General features: G+C 64.0%; 20 protein-coding genes. 4 read left to right on the plus strand and 16 right to left on the minus strand.

What is annotated here, in order from left to right; genetic code table 11:
• Positions 1-234: 234 nt before the first annotated feature.
• Positions 235-729, minus strand: a complete 495-nt coding sequence (locus tag IG197_RS03630) for a DUF2165 family protein (RefSeq protein ID WP_067962961.1) — start codon at positions 727-729, stop codon at positions 235-237.
• Between IG197_RS03630 and IG197_RS03635 the strand changes: the two genes are divergently transcribed.
• Positions 728-1,039, plus strand: a complete 312-nt coding sequence (locus IG197_RS03635; RefSeq protein ID WP_192317011.1) for a hypothetical protein — start codon at positions 728-730, stop codon at positions 1,037-1,039. The two genes, IG197_RS03630 and IG197_RS03635, sit on opposite strands and share 2 nt — an antisense overlap.
• A gap of 5 nt (positions 1,040-1,044) precedes the next feature.
• Here the strand turns inward: IG197_RS03635 and IG197_RS03640 are convergent, their stop codons facing one another.
• The 11 genes from IG197_RS03640 to glyA all read right to left on the minus strand — a co-directional run bounded on the left by IG197_RS03640 (position 1,045) and on the right by glyA (position 11,058).
• The gene (locus IG197_RS03640) at positions 1,045-1,791 is read right to left on the minus strand and encodes an ABC transporter permease (protein ID WP_192317013.1); all 747 of its coding nucleotides are present in this window, start codon (positions 1,789-1,791) and stop codon (positions 1,045-1,047) included.
• On the minus strand, positions 1,788-2,726 hold the full coding sequence (locus IG197_RS03645) for an ABC transporter ATP-binding protein (RefSeq protein WP_192317015.1): 939 nt from the start codon (positions 2,724-2,726) through the stop codon (positions 1,788-1,790). Before IG197_RS03645 ends, IG197_RS03640 begins: the two co-directional genes overlap by 4 nt.
• A complete protein-coding gene (locus IG197_RS03650; protein WP_192317017.1) occupies positions 2,723-3,937 on the minus strand; it encodes an ABC transporter permease in 1,215 nt (404 codons plus the stop codon). Before IG197_RS03650 ends, IG197_RS03645 begins: the two co-directional genes overlap by 4 nt.
• 116 nt (positions 3,938-4,053) lie before the next feature.
• The gene (locus IG197_RS03655; protein WP_192317019.1) at positions 4,054-4,962 is read right to left on the minus strand and encodes an ABC transporter substrate-binding protein; all 909 of its coding nucleotides are present in this window, start codon (positions 4,960-4,962) and stop codon (positions 4,054-4,056) included.
• A gap of 170 nt (positions 4,963-5,132) precedes the next feature.
• Positions 5,133-6,335 (minus strand): MFS transporter, encoded by a 1,203-nt coding sequence (locus IG197_RS03660; protein WP_067962975.1) that lies wholly within the window; start codon positions 6,333-6,335, stop codon positions 5,133-5,135.
• Positions 6,332-6,832 carry a transcription antitermination factor NusB gene (nusB, locus tag IG197_RS03665; protein WP_067962978.1) on the minus strand — a complete coding sequence of 167 codons (501 nt, stop codon included), beginning with the start codon at positions 6,830-6,832 and terminating at the stop codon, positions 6,332-6,334. The genes IG197_RS03660 and nusB overlap by 4 nt, the downstream gene beginning before the upstream one ends.
• The gene (gene ribH, locus IG197_RS03670; protein ID WP_067962980.1) at positions 6,829-7,293 is read right to left on the minus strand and encodes a 6,7-dimethyl-8-ribityllumazine synthase; all 465 of its coding nucleotides are present in this window, start codon (positions 7,291-7,293) and stop codon (positions 6,829-6,831) included. Before ribH ends, nusB begins: the two co-directional genes overlap by 4 nt.
• Positions 7,294-7,420: 127 nt before the next feature.
• Positions 7,421-8,038 (minus strand): riboflavin synthase, encoded by a 618-nt coding sequence (locus IG197_RS03675; protein WP_067962983.1) that lies wholly within the window; start codon positions 8,036-8,038, stop codon positions 7,421-7,423.
• Complete coding sequence (ribD, locus tag IG197_RS03680) at positions 8,038-9,162, minus strand: bifunctional diaminohydroxyphosphoribosylaminopyrimidine deaminase/5-amino-6-(5-phosphoribosylamino)uracil reductase RibD (RefSeq protein WP_192317020.1); 1,125 nt, start codon at positions 9,160-9,162, stop codon at positions 8,038-8,040. Before ribD ends, IG197_RS03675 begins: the two co-directional genes overlap by 1 nt.
• Before the next feature lie 3 nt (positions 9,163-9,165).
• On the minus strand, positions 9,166-9,630 hold the full coding sequence (nrdR, locus tag IG197_RS03685; RefSeq protein WP_067962991.1) for a transcriptional regulator NrdR: 465 nt from the start codon (positions 9,628-9,630) through the stop codon (positions 9,166-9,168).
• A 126-nt stretch (positions 9,631-9,756) separates the two neighbouring features.
• Positions 9,757-11,058 (minus strand): serine hydroxymethyltransferase, encoded by a 1,302-nt coding sequence (glyA, locus tag IG197_RS03690; protein WP_067962994.1) that lies wholly within the window; start codon positions 11,056-11,058, stop codon positions 9,757-9,759.
• A gap of 217 nt (positions 11,059-11,275) precedes the next feature.
• Here glyA and IG197_RS03695 point away from each other — a divergent pair, with 217 nt between their 5' ends.
• Positions 11,276-11,527: a hypothetical protein gene (locus IG197_RS03695; protein ID WP_192317022.1), complete on the plus strand. Its 252-nt coding sequence runs from the start codon at positions 11,276-11,278 to the stop codon at positions 11,525-11,527.
• Here the strand turns inward: IG197_RS03695 and IG197_RS03700 are convergent.
• The 4 genes from IG197_RS03700 to IG197_RS03715 all read right to left on the minus strand — a co-directional run bounded on the left by IG197_RS03700 (position 11,511) and on the right by IG197_RS03715 (position 15,368).
• Positions 11,511-12,764, minus strand: a complete 1,254-nt coding sequence (locus IG197_RS03700) for a murein L,D-transpeptidase (RefSeq protein WP_192317024.1) — start codon at positions 12,762-12,764, stop codon at positions 11,511-11,513. The genes IG197_RS03695 and IG197_RS03700 overlap by 17 nt on opposite strands.
• A 313-nt stretch (positions 12,765-13,077) precedes the next feature.
• Positions 13,078-13,593: a transcriptional regulator LdtR gene (gene ldtR, locus IG197_RS03705; protein ID WP_154385581.1), complete on the minus strand. Its 516-nt coding sequence runs from the start codon at positions 13,591-13,593 to the stop codon at positions 13,078-13,080.
• 318 nt (positions 13,594-13,911) lie between these two features.
• Positions 13,912-14,304 carry a DUF6163 family protein gene (locus IG197_RS03710; RefSeq protein WP_210301627.1) on the minus strand — a complete coding sequence of 131 codons (393 nt, stop codon included), beginning with the start codon at positions 14,302-14,304 and terminating at the stop codon, positions 13,912-13,914.
• 26 nt (positions 14,305-14,330) lie between these two features.
• Positions 14,331-15,368 carry an enoyl-CoA hydratase/isomerase family protein gene (locus IG197_RS03715; RefSeq protein WP_192319553.1) on the minus strand — a complete coding sequence of 346 codons (1,038 nt, stop codon included), beginning with the start codon at positions 15,366-15,368 and terminating at the stop codon, positions 14,331-14,333.
• A 143-nt stretch (positions 15,369-15,511) separates the two neighbouring features.
• Here IG197_RS03715 and hemB point away from each other — a divergent pair, with 143 nt between their 5' ends.
• Both hemB and IG197_RS03725 read left to right on the plus strand, forming a co-directional pair.
• Complete coding sequence (gene hemB, locus IG197_RS03720) at positions 15,512-16,543, plus strand: porphobilinogen synthase (RefSeq protein ID WP_192317026.1); 1,032 nt, start codon at positions 15,512-15,514, stop codon at positions 16,541-16,543.
• A 116-nt stretch (positions 16,544-16,659) separates the two neighbouring features.
• Positions 16,660-17,130 (plus strand): RDD family protein, encoded by a 471-nt coding sequence (locus tag IG197_RS03725; RefSeq protein ID WP_154385584.1) that lies wholly within the window; start codon positions 16,660-16,662, stop codon positions 17,128-17,130.
• Positions 17,131-17,191 lie beyond the last annotated feature (61 nt).

A 17,191-nucleotide genomic window follows, 5' to 3' on the forward strand; every position in this document is an offset into this window, starting at 1 on the left:
GGCTAGTGAACGAGACCGGCAGCCTCTCATTGGTTTCCGGCCCCTGGCGAACAATCCGAAACAGGGCAGCGCACGTCAAGATATCGAAAAGGTGTTTCTCGGCTTTCGCCGCCCCGTTATTGCCGACAACAGAGCTTTGGAGCGCCGTGCGTCCGGATAGACGCACAAACAACGCGCCAACTCATCAGCTCTGCGCATCATGCTTTCCGAACATCGATTCCGATTTTCGGAGCATCAGGCCAGATCACGATCCGGCTGATTGACGAAGATCAGCACCGCCAGCATGGTCATGTAGAATTTGAAGGCGGCGTCCTGGCCGTTCCATGTGCTTGACTGCCACATGGCGAACCATTCGCCGCCAACGACCATGAAGCCCAGGAACCAGACCAGGAACCCCATGGTGGCGCCGATGACGACGAAGCCCTTGGCGTCATCGAACTGCCGGCCCGAACCTTTGCGTGCCTGCCAGAGTTGCAGCGCGGCGATCAGGAACAGCACGCAGGTCAGCGCCTCGCCGAAGATGATCAACCAGTAGCCGACGGTCCACAATGTCGGACTGGTGATCGAGCGATACATCAGCGCGTTGCCCGGGAAAGTGGTGTCCATGCTCAGGACGTGCTGGACGAAGGCGAAGTTGGAGCCGTAGTCGGTGATATTGCCGAACGCCACGAGAAAGGCGAAAGCTGCAAGACAAAGACACATCACGATCTTAGAGAGACGCCAAACCATGGCAAAAACTCCTTCAAATGGCAGACCGGGGCATCAGCCAGATCAATCACCGAGTCTCGGCGGCGGCGCAACTGCCGAGACGATCGAGGTGACGCTGACCGGCTCGGCGCGGATCCATGCCGGCAAGGCGGGGTTGGAGGGTGTGCTCGGCACGCTTGCGCTTTCGCCACAGTGCCAGACGGGCGACGTGGTGACGGTGTCGGCAAACGGCGCCAGTCACGACTTCGCCGTGCTGCGCCGCCGCTGGATCGTGGGTGCTACGGGCAACCGGCTCGAGATCACGCTCGACTATCCGGCGCGTGGCCGGTAGGCCGCTCAGGCCACCTGCCCCATGCGCCGCGCTGCCATGCGCTCCAGCGCCGACAGCGCGTCATAGATCAGAACGGCAAGGGCCGCGACGATCAGCCCGCCCTGCAGGACGAAGGCCAGATTGTTGGATTGCAGCCCGGCGATGATGACCTCGCCGAGGGTCTTTGCGGCAACGGTCGAGCCGATGGTGGCAGTGGCGAGACTGATGACAACCGACAGCCGGATGCCGGCGAGCATGACCGGCAGGCAAAGCGGCAGCTCGACCTTGGTGAGACGCTGCCAGCCGGTCATGCCGGCGCCGCGGGCCGCCTCGACGATGCTGGGCGGCGTGGTGGTGAGGCCGGTCAGCGTGTTTTCGAAGATCGGCAGCAGGCCGTAGAGGAACAGCGCAATCAGCGTCGGCTTCTCGCCGAAGCCGACGGCGGGAACGGCAAGCGCCAGCACTGCGACCGGCGGAAAGGTCTGGCCGATATTCACCAGGCTGCGCGACAAGGGCAGGAATTCGGCGCCGATTGGCCGGGTCACAAGGATGGCGAGTGCAACCGCAACGACGATCGCCGCAGCGGTGGCGATGGCGACGGTGCGCAGGTGCAGCAGCGCCAGCGACAGCAGGCTGCCCTGGTTGTAGATCGCCGGTGCGCCATTCTGGGTCAGCGGCCTGAGCAGCGGCTCGAACCACAGCGGATTGCTCAGGAACGCCACCAGCAGCGCCAGCAGGCACAGCCGCAGCAGCAGCGGAAGCCAAGCCTTCATTGCGGCCTCGCGGCACGTTTCACAAGGCCTTCGACCGTCACGCGGCCAAGGGCAGCACCATTTTCGCCCGTCACCGGCATGGCGGGGCGTCCCGACCACAACAGCTCGGCGAGCGCATCTCGCTGGCTTGCCCCGGCACGGATGCCCTCGCCTGCCGCCGGTCCCGGCTCGACGGCATCACCGACGGTGCCGAGCGACAGAAGCTTGAACGGACGGTCGGAGGCACCGATCAGCGTCTCGACGAAATCGCTGGCGGGATTGGCCAGGATCTCGGCCGGTGTCGCATACTGGACGAGCTTACCGGCATCCATGACGGCGATGCGGTCGCCGAGGTGAACCGCCTCCTCCATGTCGTGGGTGACCAGGATGATGGTGGTGCCGAAGCGCTTCTGGATCGCGAGCAGGTCTTCCTGCGCCTTGGTGCGGATGATCGGGTCGAGCGCGCCGAAAGGTTCGTCCATCAGAAGCACGTTGGGCTCGGCGGCGAGCGCGCGGGCGACGCCGACACGCTGCTGCTGGCCACCCGACAACTCATGCGGATAACGCGGGCCAAAGGCTGCGGGATCGAGTTGCAGCAAGGCCAGCAACTCGTCGACCCGCGCCTTGATGCGCGCGGCGTCCCAGCCGAGCAGCGCGGGAACGGTGGCGATGTTCTGCGCCACGGTACGGTGCGGAAACAGACCATTGCCCTGGATGGCGTAGCCGATGGAGCGGCGAAGCTCATGGCCCGGCACCGAGCGGTTGTCTATGCCGTCGAGCCTGATCGTGCCGGAGCTCGGCTCGACCAGACGGTTGATCATGCGCAACAGCGTCGTCTTGCCCGAACCGGAGGTGCCGACGATCACGGTGACCGTGCGCGGCTCGATGACCATCGAGACGTCGTCGACGACAGTGGTCTCGCCGTAGCGCTTGGTGATGTGGTCGATTTCGATCATGCGGCAGCCACTTCGGTGGATTTGCGGGTCGCGACTGTTTCGACCACTGCGTCGAGAATGATGGCGGCGGCAAAGGCAAGCGCCACCGTCGGCACGGCGCCGAGCAGGACGAGATCCATCGCCGTCTGGCCGACGCCCTGGAAAACGAAGACCCCGAAACCGCCGCCGCCGATCAGCGCGGCGATGGTGGCAAGGCCGATGTTCTGGACCAACACGATTCGGATGCCGGTCAGGATGACGGGAAAGGCGAGCGGGAACTCGACGCCGCTCAGCCGCTGCCAGCCCGTCATGCCCATGCCGCGCGCCGCGTCATTGGCTGCACGCGGCACGCCGGCAAGACCGACGACGGTGTTGGCGACCACCGGCAGCAGCGAATAGAGAAACAGCGCGACGAAGGCCGGTGCAGCACCTATGCCGCGAATGCCGAGCACTGAGGCGCCGGGAACATTGGCGGCGACCCAGCCGAGCGGCGCGATCAGGATGCCGAACAGCGCAATCGACGGAATGGTCTGTATGATGTTGAGCACGTTGAGCACGCCGTCCCGCAACGCCTGGACACGGTGACACAGGATGCCGAGCGGCAGGCCGACAAGGGTGGCGGCAAAAAGCGAGCCGAGGGCCAGTTCGACATGACGCCGCGCCTCGTTCCAGAAACTGTCAGCGCGATTGGCGTATTCCTTGAGGATCGACAGACTGTCCCATTGGCCCGAGGCGAGCAGAAGCCAGATTGCCGCGGCGCCGATGCCGAGCACGACAACGCGCCCGACCGGCGACAGTTGCAGCCGGGTCAGGACATCGGCGAGCAGAAGCGTGAAGGCAAAGATCAGCAGCCAGAAGCCGGAGGCCGGCGATATCCGGGCAAAGGTGTTGCCTTCAGGGGTCAGGTGGCTGCCGGCGACGCCGATGAGCAATGCGAGCGACGCAAGCGTCACAGCGGCGGCGCCGAGCCGTGCCACCAGGGGCGTCCTGAACAGGGCAATGAGGCCGGCAGCAACCAGAACGGCAAGCAGAACCGCGCCGAGCGGCTGCGGCAGGGCCTCGATGATCGAACGCGGCTCGCCAGCGACGATGCGGTTGGCGCGGAAAATGGCAAATGGCGCCGAGAAGGCGCCATAACAGGCGATCAGGGCGATCACCACGCCAAGCTTGTCGAACCTGATGCTCACGACTGCGATGCGTCCCCGGTTCCCCTGGCGCGCACCCCGATGCATGACCCCGACAATCGATGGCGATTGTCGCACGGGATCATTCACCGAGTTCCTGTCTTGCAGTGCCGTGCGTCCGGAAAGGACGCTCGGCGCCGTAAGCGAGCACGCGCCGGAAGAGCTTACTTCAGAAAGCCGTTCTTCTTCAGGAAATCTTCGGCGACGGCCTTGGCTGGCTCACCGCCGACCTGGACGCGGCCGTTGAGCTCCTGCAGCGTGACCAGATCGAGCTTCTCGAACACCGGCTTGAGCAGCGTTTCGATCTCCGGATGCTCCTTCAGCACGGTCTCTCGGATGATCGGCGCCGGCTGGTAGACCGGCTGCACCCCCTTGTCGTCGTCGAGCACGACGAGGCCGGACGGCGCGATGCCGCCGTCGGTGCCATAGACCATGGCGGCATTGGCGCCGTTGGTCTGGTTGGCGGCCGCACCGATCGTGGCGGCAGTATCACCGCCGGAGAGCGTGATCAGCTGTTCGGGCTTGAGGGTGAAGCCATAGGTGGTCTGGAAGGCCGGGAGGGCTGCGGCCGAGTTGACGAATTCGGACGACGCGGCCAGCACGACGGTGCCGCCGCCGGCGACATATTTGCCGAAGTCGCTAAGCGTGGCGAGCTTGTTGGCCTCGGCCACGTCCTTGCGCAGGGCGATCGCCCAGGTGTTGTTGGCAGGCGACGGCGACAGCCAGACGATCTTGTTGGCGTCATAGTCGAGCTTCTTGGCGGTCTCGAAACCCTTGGCGGCATCCTTCCACAGCGGATCGTCGGCCTTTTCGAAGAAGAAGCCCGCATTGCCGGTGTATTCGGGATAGATGTCGATCTCGCCTGCGGTGATCGCCTTGCGCACGACGGGCGTCGCCCCGAGCTGGATGCGGTCGGTGGTGGCGATGTTGTTGGCGTCGAGCACTGCCTTGATGATGTTGCCGAGCACGCCGCCTTCGGTGTCGATCTTGGACGACACCACCACCTGGGCGCTCGCGGCACCCGTGGCGAGGCCGAGCGCGATCGCCGCAGCCGCGATGGATCTCTTGTACATGAAAAGCCCCTTCTCACTTCAGGATTTCGGTGGCCGCATATGAGCATGGCGACCCAGCTTCCGTCGGGGCATACGGTTTCACAATGCGCAGGGGCAGCGCAATATTTTTTTGAATATCAAAGAAAATCGGGAGGACCTCCTCCCGACAACGTCTTGTCAGGAGCAGCCTGTCAGGTGGGCTGCCGGCGCTGCGCCAGGGACAGCGTGGCCAGCGCGGCGAGACAGATGGCGCTGACCGGGAAGACGATCCAGTTGAGCGTGTCCCAGCCATAGGCGTTGTAGACCGCGCCCGACATCAGCGAGGCGAAGGCAACGGCGCCGAACAGGACGAAGTCGTGGAAACCCTGGACCTTGCTCTTCTCGGACGGGCGATAGGCCGTCGATACGATGGCCGTTGCACCGATGAAACCGAAATTCCAGCCGAGACCGAGCAGGATCAGCGCCGTCCAGAACTGCCACAGTGCGATGCCCGACAGGGCGACGATTGCGCAGGCGATCAGCAGCAAAAGGCCAAAGGCAACGACACGCTCGGCGCCGAAACGCTGGATGACGCGGCCGGTGAAGAAGCTGGGACCGAACATCGCCATGACGTGCCAGGAAATGCCCAGCGTCGCCTCGTCAGGCGAGAAACCGCAGCCGACCATGGCCAAGGGCGCGCCGGTCATCACGAAGCTCATCAGCGTGTAGCTGCCGACAGCGCAGGTGAGTGCAGCGGCGAAACGTGGTTCGGTGACGATCTCCTTCAGCGGCCGCGCGCCGGCCTCCGAAGCCGCCTGGTGATCGTGAACCGGTTCCTTGACCCTGAGGAAGGACAGGATGATGGCGCCGACGGCGGCCAGGCCGATGATCGAGGCGAAGGAGCCGGCAAACATCACGGGCGCGAACAGCTCGCGCGTGAAGATGACGATCTGCGGCCCGATGATGGCGGTGATGATGCCGCCGGCGAGCACGAAGGAGATCGCATTGGCCTTGAACTGGGGCGGCGCATTGTCGGCGGCGGCGAAGCGGAATTGCTGGACGAAGGCACCGCCGGCGCCAAGCAGCACGAGGCCGAAGACGAAGAGCCAGAACTCGGCACGGAACAGCGCGAGCGTGGCGACCGCGCCGCCGATGGCGGTGACGGCGGTGCCGAACATGAAGCCGCTGCGCTGGCCGATCCTGCGGATGATGGCCGCCGCCGGCAAGGCGCCGATCGCCAGACCCAGGCTGAAGCCGGTGATGGGAAGGGTCGCCAGGGACTTGTCGGCGTCGAGCAGATAGTAGCCGGCGAGACCGCCGATGGCGAAGGAGATCGGGGCGGCGGAACCGATGATGGCTTGCGATGCGGCGAGAATATAGGCAGTTCGCCGCGCTTCGCGTTCGCCACCGGTCATAATGCGTCCTTGCCCTTGCCTTCGCCGCGCAGCTTGCGCGAGACACGATCCAGTACGGCGTTGACGAGCTTGGGCTCGTCTTCGATGTAGAATGCCTTGGCGATGTCGACATATTCCGACACGATCACCGCCACCGGCACGTCCTGGCGCTTCATCAATTCATAGACGCCGGCGCGCAGGATGGCGCGCAATGTCGAGTCGAGACGCGACAGCGGCCAGTCCTCGGTCAGCGACTGGCGGATGACAGGATCGACGACCTTCTGATTTTCGACGACGCCGGCAAGGATGGCGCGGAACCACTGGGCGTCGGCCTCGCGGTAGAGCGCGCCGTCGACTTCCTTGCCGAGGCGGAACGCCTCGTATTCGGCGGTGATTTCGAGCAGGCCGCTGCCGGCCACGTCCATCTGGTAGAGCGCCTGGACGGCGGCCAGACGGGCAGCGCCGCGCTTGTTGGCGTGGCGGACTGGCGGCTGGCCGTTATCTTCGGAAGACGTCACGAGCGGGCTGCTCCGAGTTTTTCGCGCACGGCGATCATAGTCAGGGCCGCGCGCGCGGCAAAGCCACCCTTGTCGCCTTCGGTGCGGCGGGCACGCGCCCAGGCCTGGTCGTCGTTTTCGACCGTCAGAATGCCGTTGCCGATGGCAATCGACTCGCCGACCGACAGATCCATGATGGCGCGGCAGGATTCGTTGGCGACGATATCGAAATGATAGGTCTCGCCGCGGATGACGGTGCCGAGGGCGACATAACCGTCATAATGGGTGCCTTCGTCGTCGGCCGCATCGAGCGCGAACGAGATCACGGCCGGGATTTCAAGCGCGCCGGGAACCGTGATCACGTCATAGCCCGCGCCGGCGGCATCGAGTGCGGCCTTGGCGCCGTCCAGCAGCGCGTCCGAAAGGTCGTCGTAGAAGCGCGCCTCGACGATGAGGAGCTTCAGTTTCTTGTCGTTGGCCATGTAAAATCTCCGGCAGGAGCGGCTGACTTAGGCCGAACCGGATGAGTTCGCAAGCGAAGTGTTAAGGCCTGTGGCAGGAAACCGCTGTCCAGCGAGCGGCGCCAGTGTCCGGCGTCAGCGCCCGGCGTCAGAGCCCTTCCCTTGCCGCCTCGGCCAGGCGCGCGGCATAACGCGCCATGGTGTCGATCTCGAGATTGACCCGGTCGCCGACCTTGCGCTCGCCCCAGGTCGTCACCTGCAACGAATGATGGATCAGCAGCACGTCGAAGCGGGTGGCCTCGACCTTGTTGACGGTCAGCGACGTCCCGTCGAGCGCAACCGAGCCCTTGGGCGCGATGAACCTGGCCAGCTCGCGCGGCGCCTCGAGGCGGAAGCGCACCGCTTCGCCCTCGTCCTCGCGGGCGATGATCTCGGCCATGCCGTCGACATGGCCCGAGACGATGTGGCCGCCGAGCTCGTCGCCGATCTTCAGCGCCCGCTCGAGATTGATCCTGCTGCCGGCCTTCCAGTCGCTCGCCGTGGTCAGTCGCAGCGCCTCTTCCCAGGCCTCGACCTCGAACCAGCGGGCGTTCGAGGTTGCCTCGGGCAGCGCGACCACGGTCAGGCAGACTCCGGAGCAGGCAATCGAGGCGCCGATGTCGATGGTCTTCGGATCATAGGCGGTGTCGATACGCAGGCGCACGCCCTGGTCGAGCTGGGCTGCGGACGCGACTGTGGCCACGTCGGTGACGATCCCGGTAAACATCAGATTTCCCTTATCCATTCGGCGAAGCTGTCCTCGCCGTAGCGCGCCTCGCGCACGAGCGTGAACTCTGCCGGTATATGGTCGCGGCCAATGGGGGCCGCAATACCGTCGGCGCCGATGGCCTCGGGGCCGTAGAACAGTGCGATACGGTCGACCAGCCCCTCGTCGAGGAAGGCGCGCGCGGTGTCGGCGCCGCCTTCGACGATGATGCGCGACATGCCCTGGTTGCCGAGATCCTCGAGCAGCTCCGGAAGGGCGACGCGGCCATCATAGGTCTCGGTGGCCAGGAACTTCACCCCGGCGCGTTCCAGCTCCGCCCTGTTGGCGGCGTGGCTCTCGGAACAGGCGGCGACGATGACCGGAACGTCGGAGGCCGAGCGCGCCAGTTTCGAAGTCGCGGGCAGCCGGATGAGCCGGTCGAGCACGATGCGGGCCGGCGAACGGCTGCGCAGCCCGGGCAGGCGCACGGTGAGCTCGGGGTCGTCTGCGATGGCGGTGCCGATGCCGATCAGGATGGCTTCGCATTCGGCGCGCATGACATGGACCTGGCGGCGGGCGATCTCGCCAGTGATGCCGATCTGCCCCTCGCCGCGGCGGCCGATCATGCCATCGGCGGAAAGCGCAAGCTTCAGAATCACTTCCGGGCGCTTTCTCATCGAACGATTCATGTAACCGGCAAGCTGGTCGGCGGCCTCGCGGGCCAGAACGCCCTCTTTGACTTCGATGCCGGCTGAGCGAAGGATCGCGTAGCCCTTGCCGGAAACACGCGGGTCGGGATCGCTGGCGGCGCCGACGACACGGGTAATGCCCGCGTTGACAAGCGCGTTGGCGCAAGGCGGGGTGCGACCGTGATGGGCACAGGGCTCGAGCGTGACATAGGCGGTGGCGCCGCGCGCCAGCTGACCCGCCTCGGCGAGTGCTTCGGCTTCCGCATGCGGCCGCCCGCCAATGGCGGTGACGCCGCGGCCGACGATGACGGGCCCATTGCCGTCATCACGGACGATGAGCGTGCCGACCGCCGGATTTGTCGATGTCAGTCCGAGATGCTTGCGCGACAGCCTGATTGCGGCCGCCATGAAACGGCGGTCTGTCCTGTCTTGCCCGGATGCACTGATATCGACCATCGTTCAGCTGGCTTCCTCGTCGCCCTTCAGTTCGCCCAGCACCTCATGGAAGTCCTTGGCCTCGCGGAAATTGCGGTAGACGGATGCAAACCTGACATAGGCGACGTCGTCGAGCGTCTTCAGCGCCTCCATCACCAGGCGACCAATCTCGCCCGACGGAATCTCGGTTTCGCCGGAGCTTTCGAGCTGGCGGACGATGCCGGTCACGGCGCGCTCGATGCGCTCGGGATCGACATTGCGCTTGCGCACCGCGATCTCGACCGAGCGAGCCAGCTTGTCGCGGTCGAACGGCACCTTGCGGCCGGTCTTCTTGAGCACGACGAGGTCGCGCAGCTGGACCCGCTCGAAGGTGGTGAAGCGGCCGCCGCAGACCGGGCAGATGCGCCGGCGACGGATCGCGGCACCATCCTCGGCCGGACGCGAGTCCTTCACCTGCGTGTCTTCAGACTGGCAATATGGGCAACGCATCGTTCAGCCTTGTCATTCGAATCCCCGACCGCAAAAGGCTTAATGCATCCTCCGGAAAAGCAGAAGCCCCATGCCGGGATGACCGGCACGGGGCTTCGAAATGTGGAAGGCCCTTATGGCCCCGGATCAGCCGAGATAGGGATAGAGCGGGAAGCGCTCGGTCAGGCTGACGACCTTCTGCTTGACCGCCGCTTCGACGGCAGCGTTGCCCTCGTCCGAATTTGCGACCTTGAGGCCGTCCAGCACTTCGGTGATCAGCTGGCCAATCTCGCGGAACTCGGCTTCGCCGAAGCCCCGCGTGGTGCCTGCCGGGGTGCCGAGACGCACGCCCGAGGTGACGAAGGGCTTTTCCGGGTCGAAGGGAATGCCGTTCTTGTTGCAGGTGATGTTGGCGCGGCCCAAAGCTGCCTCGGCGCGCTTGCCGGTGGCGTTCTTGGGGCGCAGGTCGACCAGCATCAGATGGTTGTCGGTGCCGCCCGAAACGATGTCGAGGCCGGTGTCCTTGAGGCTTGCGGCCAGCGCCTTGGCGTTGGCAACGACATTGGCGGCATAGGTCTTGAACTCGGGCTTCAGCGCTTCGCCGAAGGCAACGGCCTTGGCGGCGATGACATGCATCAGCGGGCCGCCCTGCAGGCCGGGGAACACGGCCGAGTTCATCTTCTTGGCGATGTCCTCGTCATTGGTCAGGATCATGCCGCCGCGCGGACCGCGCAGCGACTTGTGCGTGGTGGTGGTGACGACATGGGCGTGCGGCAGCGGCGACGGATGCACGCCGCCGGCGACGAGACCGGCGATGTGGGCCATGTCGACCATCAGATAGGCGCCGACTTCATCGGCGATCTCGCGGAAGCGCTTCCAGTCCCAGATGCGGGAATAGGCGGTGCCGCCGGCGAGGATCAGCTTCGGCTTGTTCTCGCGGGCAAGGCGCGCGACCTCGTCCATGTCGAGCAGGTTGTCGTCCTTGCGCACGCCATAGGAGACGACCTTGAACCACTTGCCGGACATGTTGACCGGCGAGCCGTGGGTCAGGTGACCGCCCGAATTCAGGTCGAGGCCCATGAAGGTGTCGCCCGGCTGCAGCAGCGCCAGGAACACCGCCTGGTTCATCTGGCTGCCGGAGTTCGGCTGGACGTTGGCGAACTTGCAGTCGAACAGCTTCTTGGCGCGCTCGATGGCGAGCTCTTCGGCGACGTCGACGAACTGGCAGCCGCCATAATAGCGCTTGCCGGGATAACCCTCGGCATATTTGTTTGTCATGATCGAGCCCTGGGCCTCGAGCACGGCGCGGGAAACAATGTTTTCCGAGGCGATCAGCTCGATCTCGTGGCGCTGGCGACCGAGCTCGTTGCGGATCGAGCCGAAGATCTCGGGATCAGCCTCCTCGAGCGGGGTTCCAAAGAAGGTTTCGAGGTGTTTCGAAGCGGCCATCGGTTCTGATCCTTGCTGTTCCGGGGACTGGTCCGGAGGGGCATCGGGGAAGTTCGGCGGCCATTAACATACTTGCCCCAGCGTCGCCACGTGCGGTGCGAAATTTCGTGGTCGCATTTGGACCAAACGGCCACTGCGACCGAAAAAGGGGCAGGTCCACGGAGCGATACCTCGGAACACCCGATCGCTGGGACTTCGCGAACGAAACCTTCTTCCCGTGCTTGGCGTCAAGTTTCAGGAGTTCAATCGCAACGACGCATCCGAAATTGTCAAAGAGTTCAGGACAGCGTCAAACGCCGGGCTATTGTTCTTCCGGGGTCCGGAGGGGCCAGTGCTGATGGAAGTGCACTTCTTCTCGGCGGACGAGCAGCAGCATCCATTCGCCAATGTCGGCACCGATACGAAAAAGGCCGCCCCGAGGGACGGCCTTTCGAAAGGTCGCTGCGGCCCGGTCAGAGAGCCGAGGTGATCTGCAGCTCGTCGACGCCGTCGCGGCCATAGATGTCGTCGCGGAACTGCACGACACCATCGCCGGTCGACCATGCCGAGACGTAGGTGAAATAGACCGGCACCGGGTTGGTGACGGGGACCGGGGTGTTTTCGCCCGACTTGATGGCCTGCTCGAAATGCGAGCGGCTCCAGCCCGGCGTGTCGCGCAGGATCCAGGTGACGAGGTCGCGCACGTTCTGGACGCGGACGCAGCCCGAGGAATCGAAGCGCATCAGCTTGCCGAACAGGCTCTGCTGCGGCGTATCGTGCATGTAGACGCCATCCGGGCTCGGGAAGTTGATCTTCACCGACGCCATGGCGTTGTTGGCGCCCGGATCCTGGCGGAAGCGGTACTTCGCCGCCTCTTCGGTCGACCAGTCGACATTCATCGGATCGACTTCGCTGCCATCCGGCGCAAACAGGCGGATCTTGTTGTCGGTCAGATAGTTCGGGTTCTTGCGCATCAGCGGGATGATGTCCTTGCGGACGATCGACACCGGTGCGTTCCAGTACGGGTTGACGACGATCTCGTTGATCTTCGAATTGACGATCGGCGACTGGCGGTCGACCTTGCCGACGATTGCGGTGTGGCGCAGCACGACGCGGTCGTTTTCGACAGCTTCGACCTGGGCGGCCGGAATGTTGACGTTGACATAGCGCTGGCCGAGCGTGCCGGCCTGGGCCTGGATGCGGCCGAGATTGGTCTCGAGCTGGCCGAGGCGGATCTGGGCGCTGATGTTCATCGCCGCATAGGTGTACTGGCCCATGACGCCATCGTCAGGCAGGCCGTGGCGTGCCTGGAAGCGCTTGAGGGCGGCATCGACATAGGTGTCGAACGAATCGGAAAGGCCGGCGCGCGGCGACAGGTCGCCCGAAATCATCAGGCGCTTGCGCAACACCTGGACATCGGGATCCTCGACGCCGAGGCGGAGCTTCTTGGTCGCCGGAACGACCGGCCAGCCGCCCTGGGCGACGATGTTCTGATACTGGGCAATCGCCTGCTGGGTAAAGGCTGCCGTCTGCGCGGTGAACACCGGCAGCGTGCTGGCGACCTTGGCGCCCTGGCTGACGCGGGCATCGAACTGGTCGTCCCAGTTGCCGCGGCGCGACGAGCCGAGAACTTCGCCGATCACGTCCTGGGCACTGGCTGCCCCCGACAAGGCTGCCATGGCGATCGCGCCGGCACCGGAGAGAAAGAAACGGCGGCTAGTTTTCATGGACGTTCCAGACATATTCGCGCAACACAACCGGCAGGAAAACTCCCGCGACGACGATATGACGGCCATACTTAACAATTAGCCAACCATAACCCGGCATCACCGACACGTGAAACGCGACTTCATCGCACGGGTTGCTGACGGCCGAACAGGCAGATCTGGCACATCACAGCTTTTCCGATAGTCATTCGAATATGGCGGCAACATGGCTGGCGCACCTTCCATTGGATGTCGGCGCGCTAAAAAAGGAAGGACCGGTGCATTTCTGCAACCGGCCCTGCGACTGGAGGTCGTTCCTTTTGGGTGGAAACGCTTACATGCGGTAAGCGATGGTGTCGTTCCAGAAGCGGTCGAGGCGCTGCAGGGCGCGGTTCATCTGCTTGAACTCGTCGGTGTTGATGCCGCCGACATGCTCGATCGAACCGACATGGCGGTCATAGAGGCCGGCAACGACCTCGGCCACGTCCTGGCCCTTCGGCGTCAGGCTGACACGGACCGAGCGACGGTCGATGCGCGAGCGCTGGTGATTGATGAAGCCGAGCTCGACAAGCTTCTTGAGATTGTAGGAGACGTTCGAGCCGAGATAGTAGCCGCGTGAGCGCAATTCGCCGGCGGTCAGTTCCGCATTGCCGATGTTGAAGAGCAGCAGAGCCTGGATCGCATTGATGTCGCTGCGGCCGTTGCGATCGAACTCATCTTTGATAACGTCAAGAAGACGACGATGAAGTCTTTCAACAAGCTGCAGGGATTCCATGTAAAGCGAACGGATCGCTTCGTTACGGTCCTCGGAAACCATGGCGGGCTTGGCCGCCTGACGCGAATTGATCATTGTCTTTGCCTCTCTGTTTTCGCCTGGTGACTTTTTTGTTTGATGTCACCTTGATCGCGAACTTATCGAATACCCATAAAATTCGACTTAAACGTCAGGCTTAACAAGGGCTTACCGAGGACAGGTTTCGAAAGAGGGTTAACGAAACCCACTTCGAGTAAGAATAATTAACCTTGTATTTTACGGAGTGTCGGCCAACGCACTGAAAGCGTTGGCCAGAGCAATTCCAGGAAAGCCGTGAGGCGGCATTCCGCCCGGAGTTGCGCGAAACAAAAAAAGACGGAGATCGTCCGCGGTCCGAAGGAAAGCGGAAACGCCCTAATGCGCGGCGCGGCGCCTTTTCAGGTGCAGGACAATGCGGAAGGCCGCGTAGATCAATGCCACCGCGACGTGGGAGACGACGATCAGCGGCCTGTTGCCGAACAGTTCGGGGAAACCGGCATACATCACGACTTCGGTCGCAGCGCAGATGAACCAGATGACCGGCCCCCAGGATGACAGCATCCACAGGCCGATGGCGGCAAAGGGGAAAAACACCGACAGCGTCACCGCCGCGACCTGCCAGTGGATCGGCATCAGGTCGAAACGCCAGAGCGGGCCGTCATAGAGACCGATCAGGCGCACCCAGTAGAGGATGCCGAACAGCAGGCAGTAGCCGGCCACCACACGCAGGAACAGGGCGAAGGCGCTTTCTATCGCCGACGGATGCATCTCGCGCAGGCGGCTTGCACTGTCGGTCACAGGGCAAGTTCCCGGTCGCCGAGCGTTTCGAAATAACGGTCGATGTCGAGCGGGTCGACATCCTCGAGCCGGGCCGGATGCCATTGCGGCGTCGAGCCCTTGTCGATGAGCACCGCGCGGATGCCTTCATAGAAGTCGCGGCCGGCGAGCATGCGGTTGAGGATGCGGAACTCCATCCGCATGCAGTCCTTCATCGACATGGTCAGGCCGGCCCTGACCTGCCGGAAGGCAACCGACAGGCTGGTGGGCGAACGCTGCAGGATGGTGGCGAGCGTCTTTTTGGCGAACTCGCTCGAATCCGTCTCCAGGCTGGCGATGACGTCGGACAGCGTGGGCGCGGAGAAGTGCCGGGCAATCGCTTCCAGCGTCTCGCGCTCGGTCTCGCGCTTGGCCGGCCGGAAGAAGTTGCGCAGCACCGCCTCCGTGTCGCCGGTCTCGCACAGCCGCTCCAAGAGCCCGATCTGGCCGTCGGCCGAGATCGTGTGCGTCGCCAGCCCCGACCACAGCGCGTCGCCGTAGCCGATCCTGTTGCCGGTAAGCGCCAGATACATGCCGAAATGGCCGCCGAGGTCGGGCAGAAGATGGCTGCCGCCGACGTCGGGGAAGAAGCCGATGCCGACTTCGGGCATGGCGAACTGCGCATTTTCGGTCATCACCCGGTGCGAGCCGTGACAGGAGATGCCGACCCCGCCGCCCATGACGATGCCGTCGATGAAGGAAATGTAAGGCTTGGGATAGCTCTGGATCTGGGTGTTGAGCCGATATTCGTCGGCGAAGAAGTCGACCGGCGGATTGCCGGCGAGACCGGCGTGATAGACGTGCAGAATGTCCCCCCCGGCGCAAAATGCCCTGCCCTCGGCCTTGACCACGACGATGGCCACGCTGGGGTCGACTTGCCAGGCGGTGAGCGCGCGCGACAGCGCCAGGACCATCTTGTGGGTCAGCGCGTTCAGCGCCTGCGGCCGCGTCAGGGTGACGATGCCGGCGGCTCCGGAGCGCTCGAAGCGGATTTCGTCGTCGCCGCCAAAGTCCATGTCCACTGGAATCCCTCACATCAGGCTGAGTGTGCAGAGCTAATGGGCAGCGCATGGGTGCGTCAATGCCGCAGGTCACATCCTGCATCTTGGTCTTGGGCAAACCGGCATGCTAAAAACTGCACAATTGCCGGAGAATGCCGATGAACAAGTTTACCCCAGCCAAGCCAGCGGGCGCCCGCAGCGTCGACGAGATCACCGGCAGCCGCCGCCTGCGCCGCATGCGCAAGGCCGACTGGTCGCGCCGGCTCGTCCAGGAAAACCGCCTGACGGTCGACGACCTGATCTGGCCGATCTTCATCATCGACGGTGAGAATCGCAAGGAAACGATCCCGGCCATGCCCGGTGTCTATCGCATGTCGGTCGATCTCGCCGTCAAGGAAGCGGAGCGCGCGGCAAAGCTCGGCATTCCGGCACTTGCCACCTTCCCCAATGTCGAGATGGGGCTGCGCGACCAGACCGGCGCGCACATATTGGAGCGCGACAACATCATCAACCGCGCCACCCGCGCCATCAAGGCAGCGGTGCCGGAGATCGGCATCATCACCGACGTCGCGCTCGACCCGTTCACCAGCCACGGCCATGACGGCATCCTGCGCGACGGCATCATCGTCAATGACGAAACTGTCGCCCAGGTGGCAGCCGCCGCCGTGCTTCAGGCCGCGGCCGGCTCCGACATCATCGCCCCTTCCGACATGATGGACGGCCGCATCGGCGCCATCCGCGACGCGCTCGACGACAACGGTTTCCATGATGTCGCGATCATGTCCTATGCGACCAAGTTCGCGTCGGCCTTCTATGGCCCCTATCGCGAGGCGATCGGCACGCAGGGCCTGCTCAAGGGCGACAAGAAGACCTATTACATCGACCACGCCAATTCGGACGAAGCGGTGCGCGAGGCCGAGCAGGACCTCGCCGAGGGCGCCGACATGCTGATGGTCAAGCCCGGTCTGCCTTATCTCGACATCATCCGCCGGCTGAAGGACGAGTTCCGCGTGCCGACCTTCGCCTATCAGGTGTCGGGCGAATATTCGATGATCAAGGCAGCCAGCGCCAATGGCTGGATCGACGGCGAAAAGGCGATGCTCGAAAGCCTGCTCGCCTTCAAGCGCGCCGGCTGCGACGGCATCCTGACCTATTTCGCGCCCGAAGTGGCCGAGATGCTGAAGGGCTGAGGCGAGAGCTTCCCCGACAGGATTTCTGCCCTCGCGCGCCGGGATTCTTGAATCCGGCGCGGCAATTCCCATTTGTTTTCCGGCGCGGGCAATCTCGTCCGCCGATAGAGGAAGTCATGACCGCACGCGTTCTGGACGGTGAAATCATCAACAGCAGGCTCGACGACAGCCGCGCCTATGACGGCGTGCGCACCCGCCGCATCCTGGCGTTCCTGGTCGACTATCTGATCGTCGGTCTCCTGATGATCCCCTTTGCTATTGTCATCTTCTTTCTTGGCGTGCTGACGCTCGGCCTCGGCTGGGCGCTGTTCGGCATCCTGTTTCCGGCTGTGGCCCTCATCTACATCTGGATGACGCTCGGCGGCCCGAACCAGGCCACCACAGGCATGCGCATGATGGGCATCCGGCTCGACCGCCTCGACGGCAGGCCGATCGACGGCCTTCTGGCGGTGGTTCATTCGGTGCTGTTCTGGGCCGGCAATGTCGTTCTGACGCCGCTGGTGCTCCTGGTGTCGCTGTTTTCCGACCGCAAGCGCACGCTGCATGACCTGCTGCTCGGCACGGTGGTCAGCCGCAGCGACAGCTAAAATGGCCATTCGGCGAGTCAAAACCGGCACTTGCGCCAAAATGTGAAGGCAAAGATTGGGC

This window comes from Aminobacter sp. SR38 (assembly GCF_014843375.1).
Taxonomy (GTDB): domain Bacteria; phylum Pseudomonadota; class Alphaproteobacteria; order Rhizobiales; family Rhizobiaceae; genus Aminobacter; species Aminobacter ciceronei.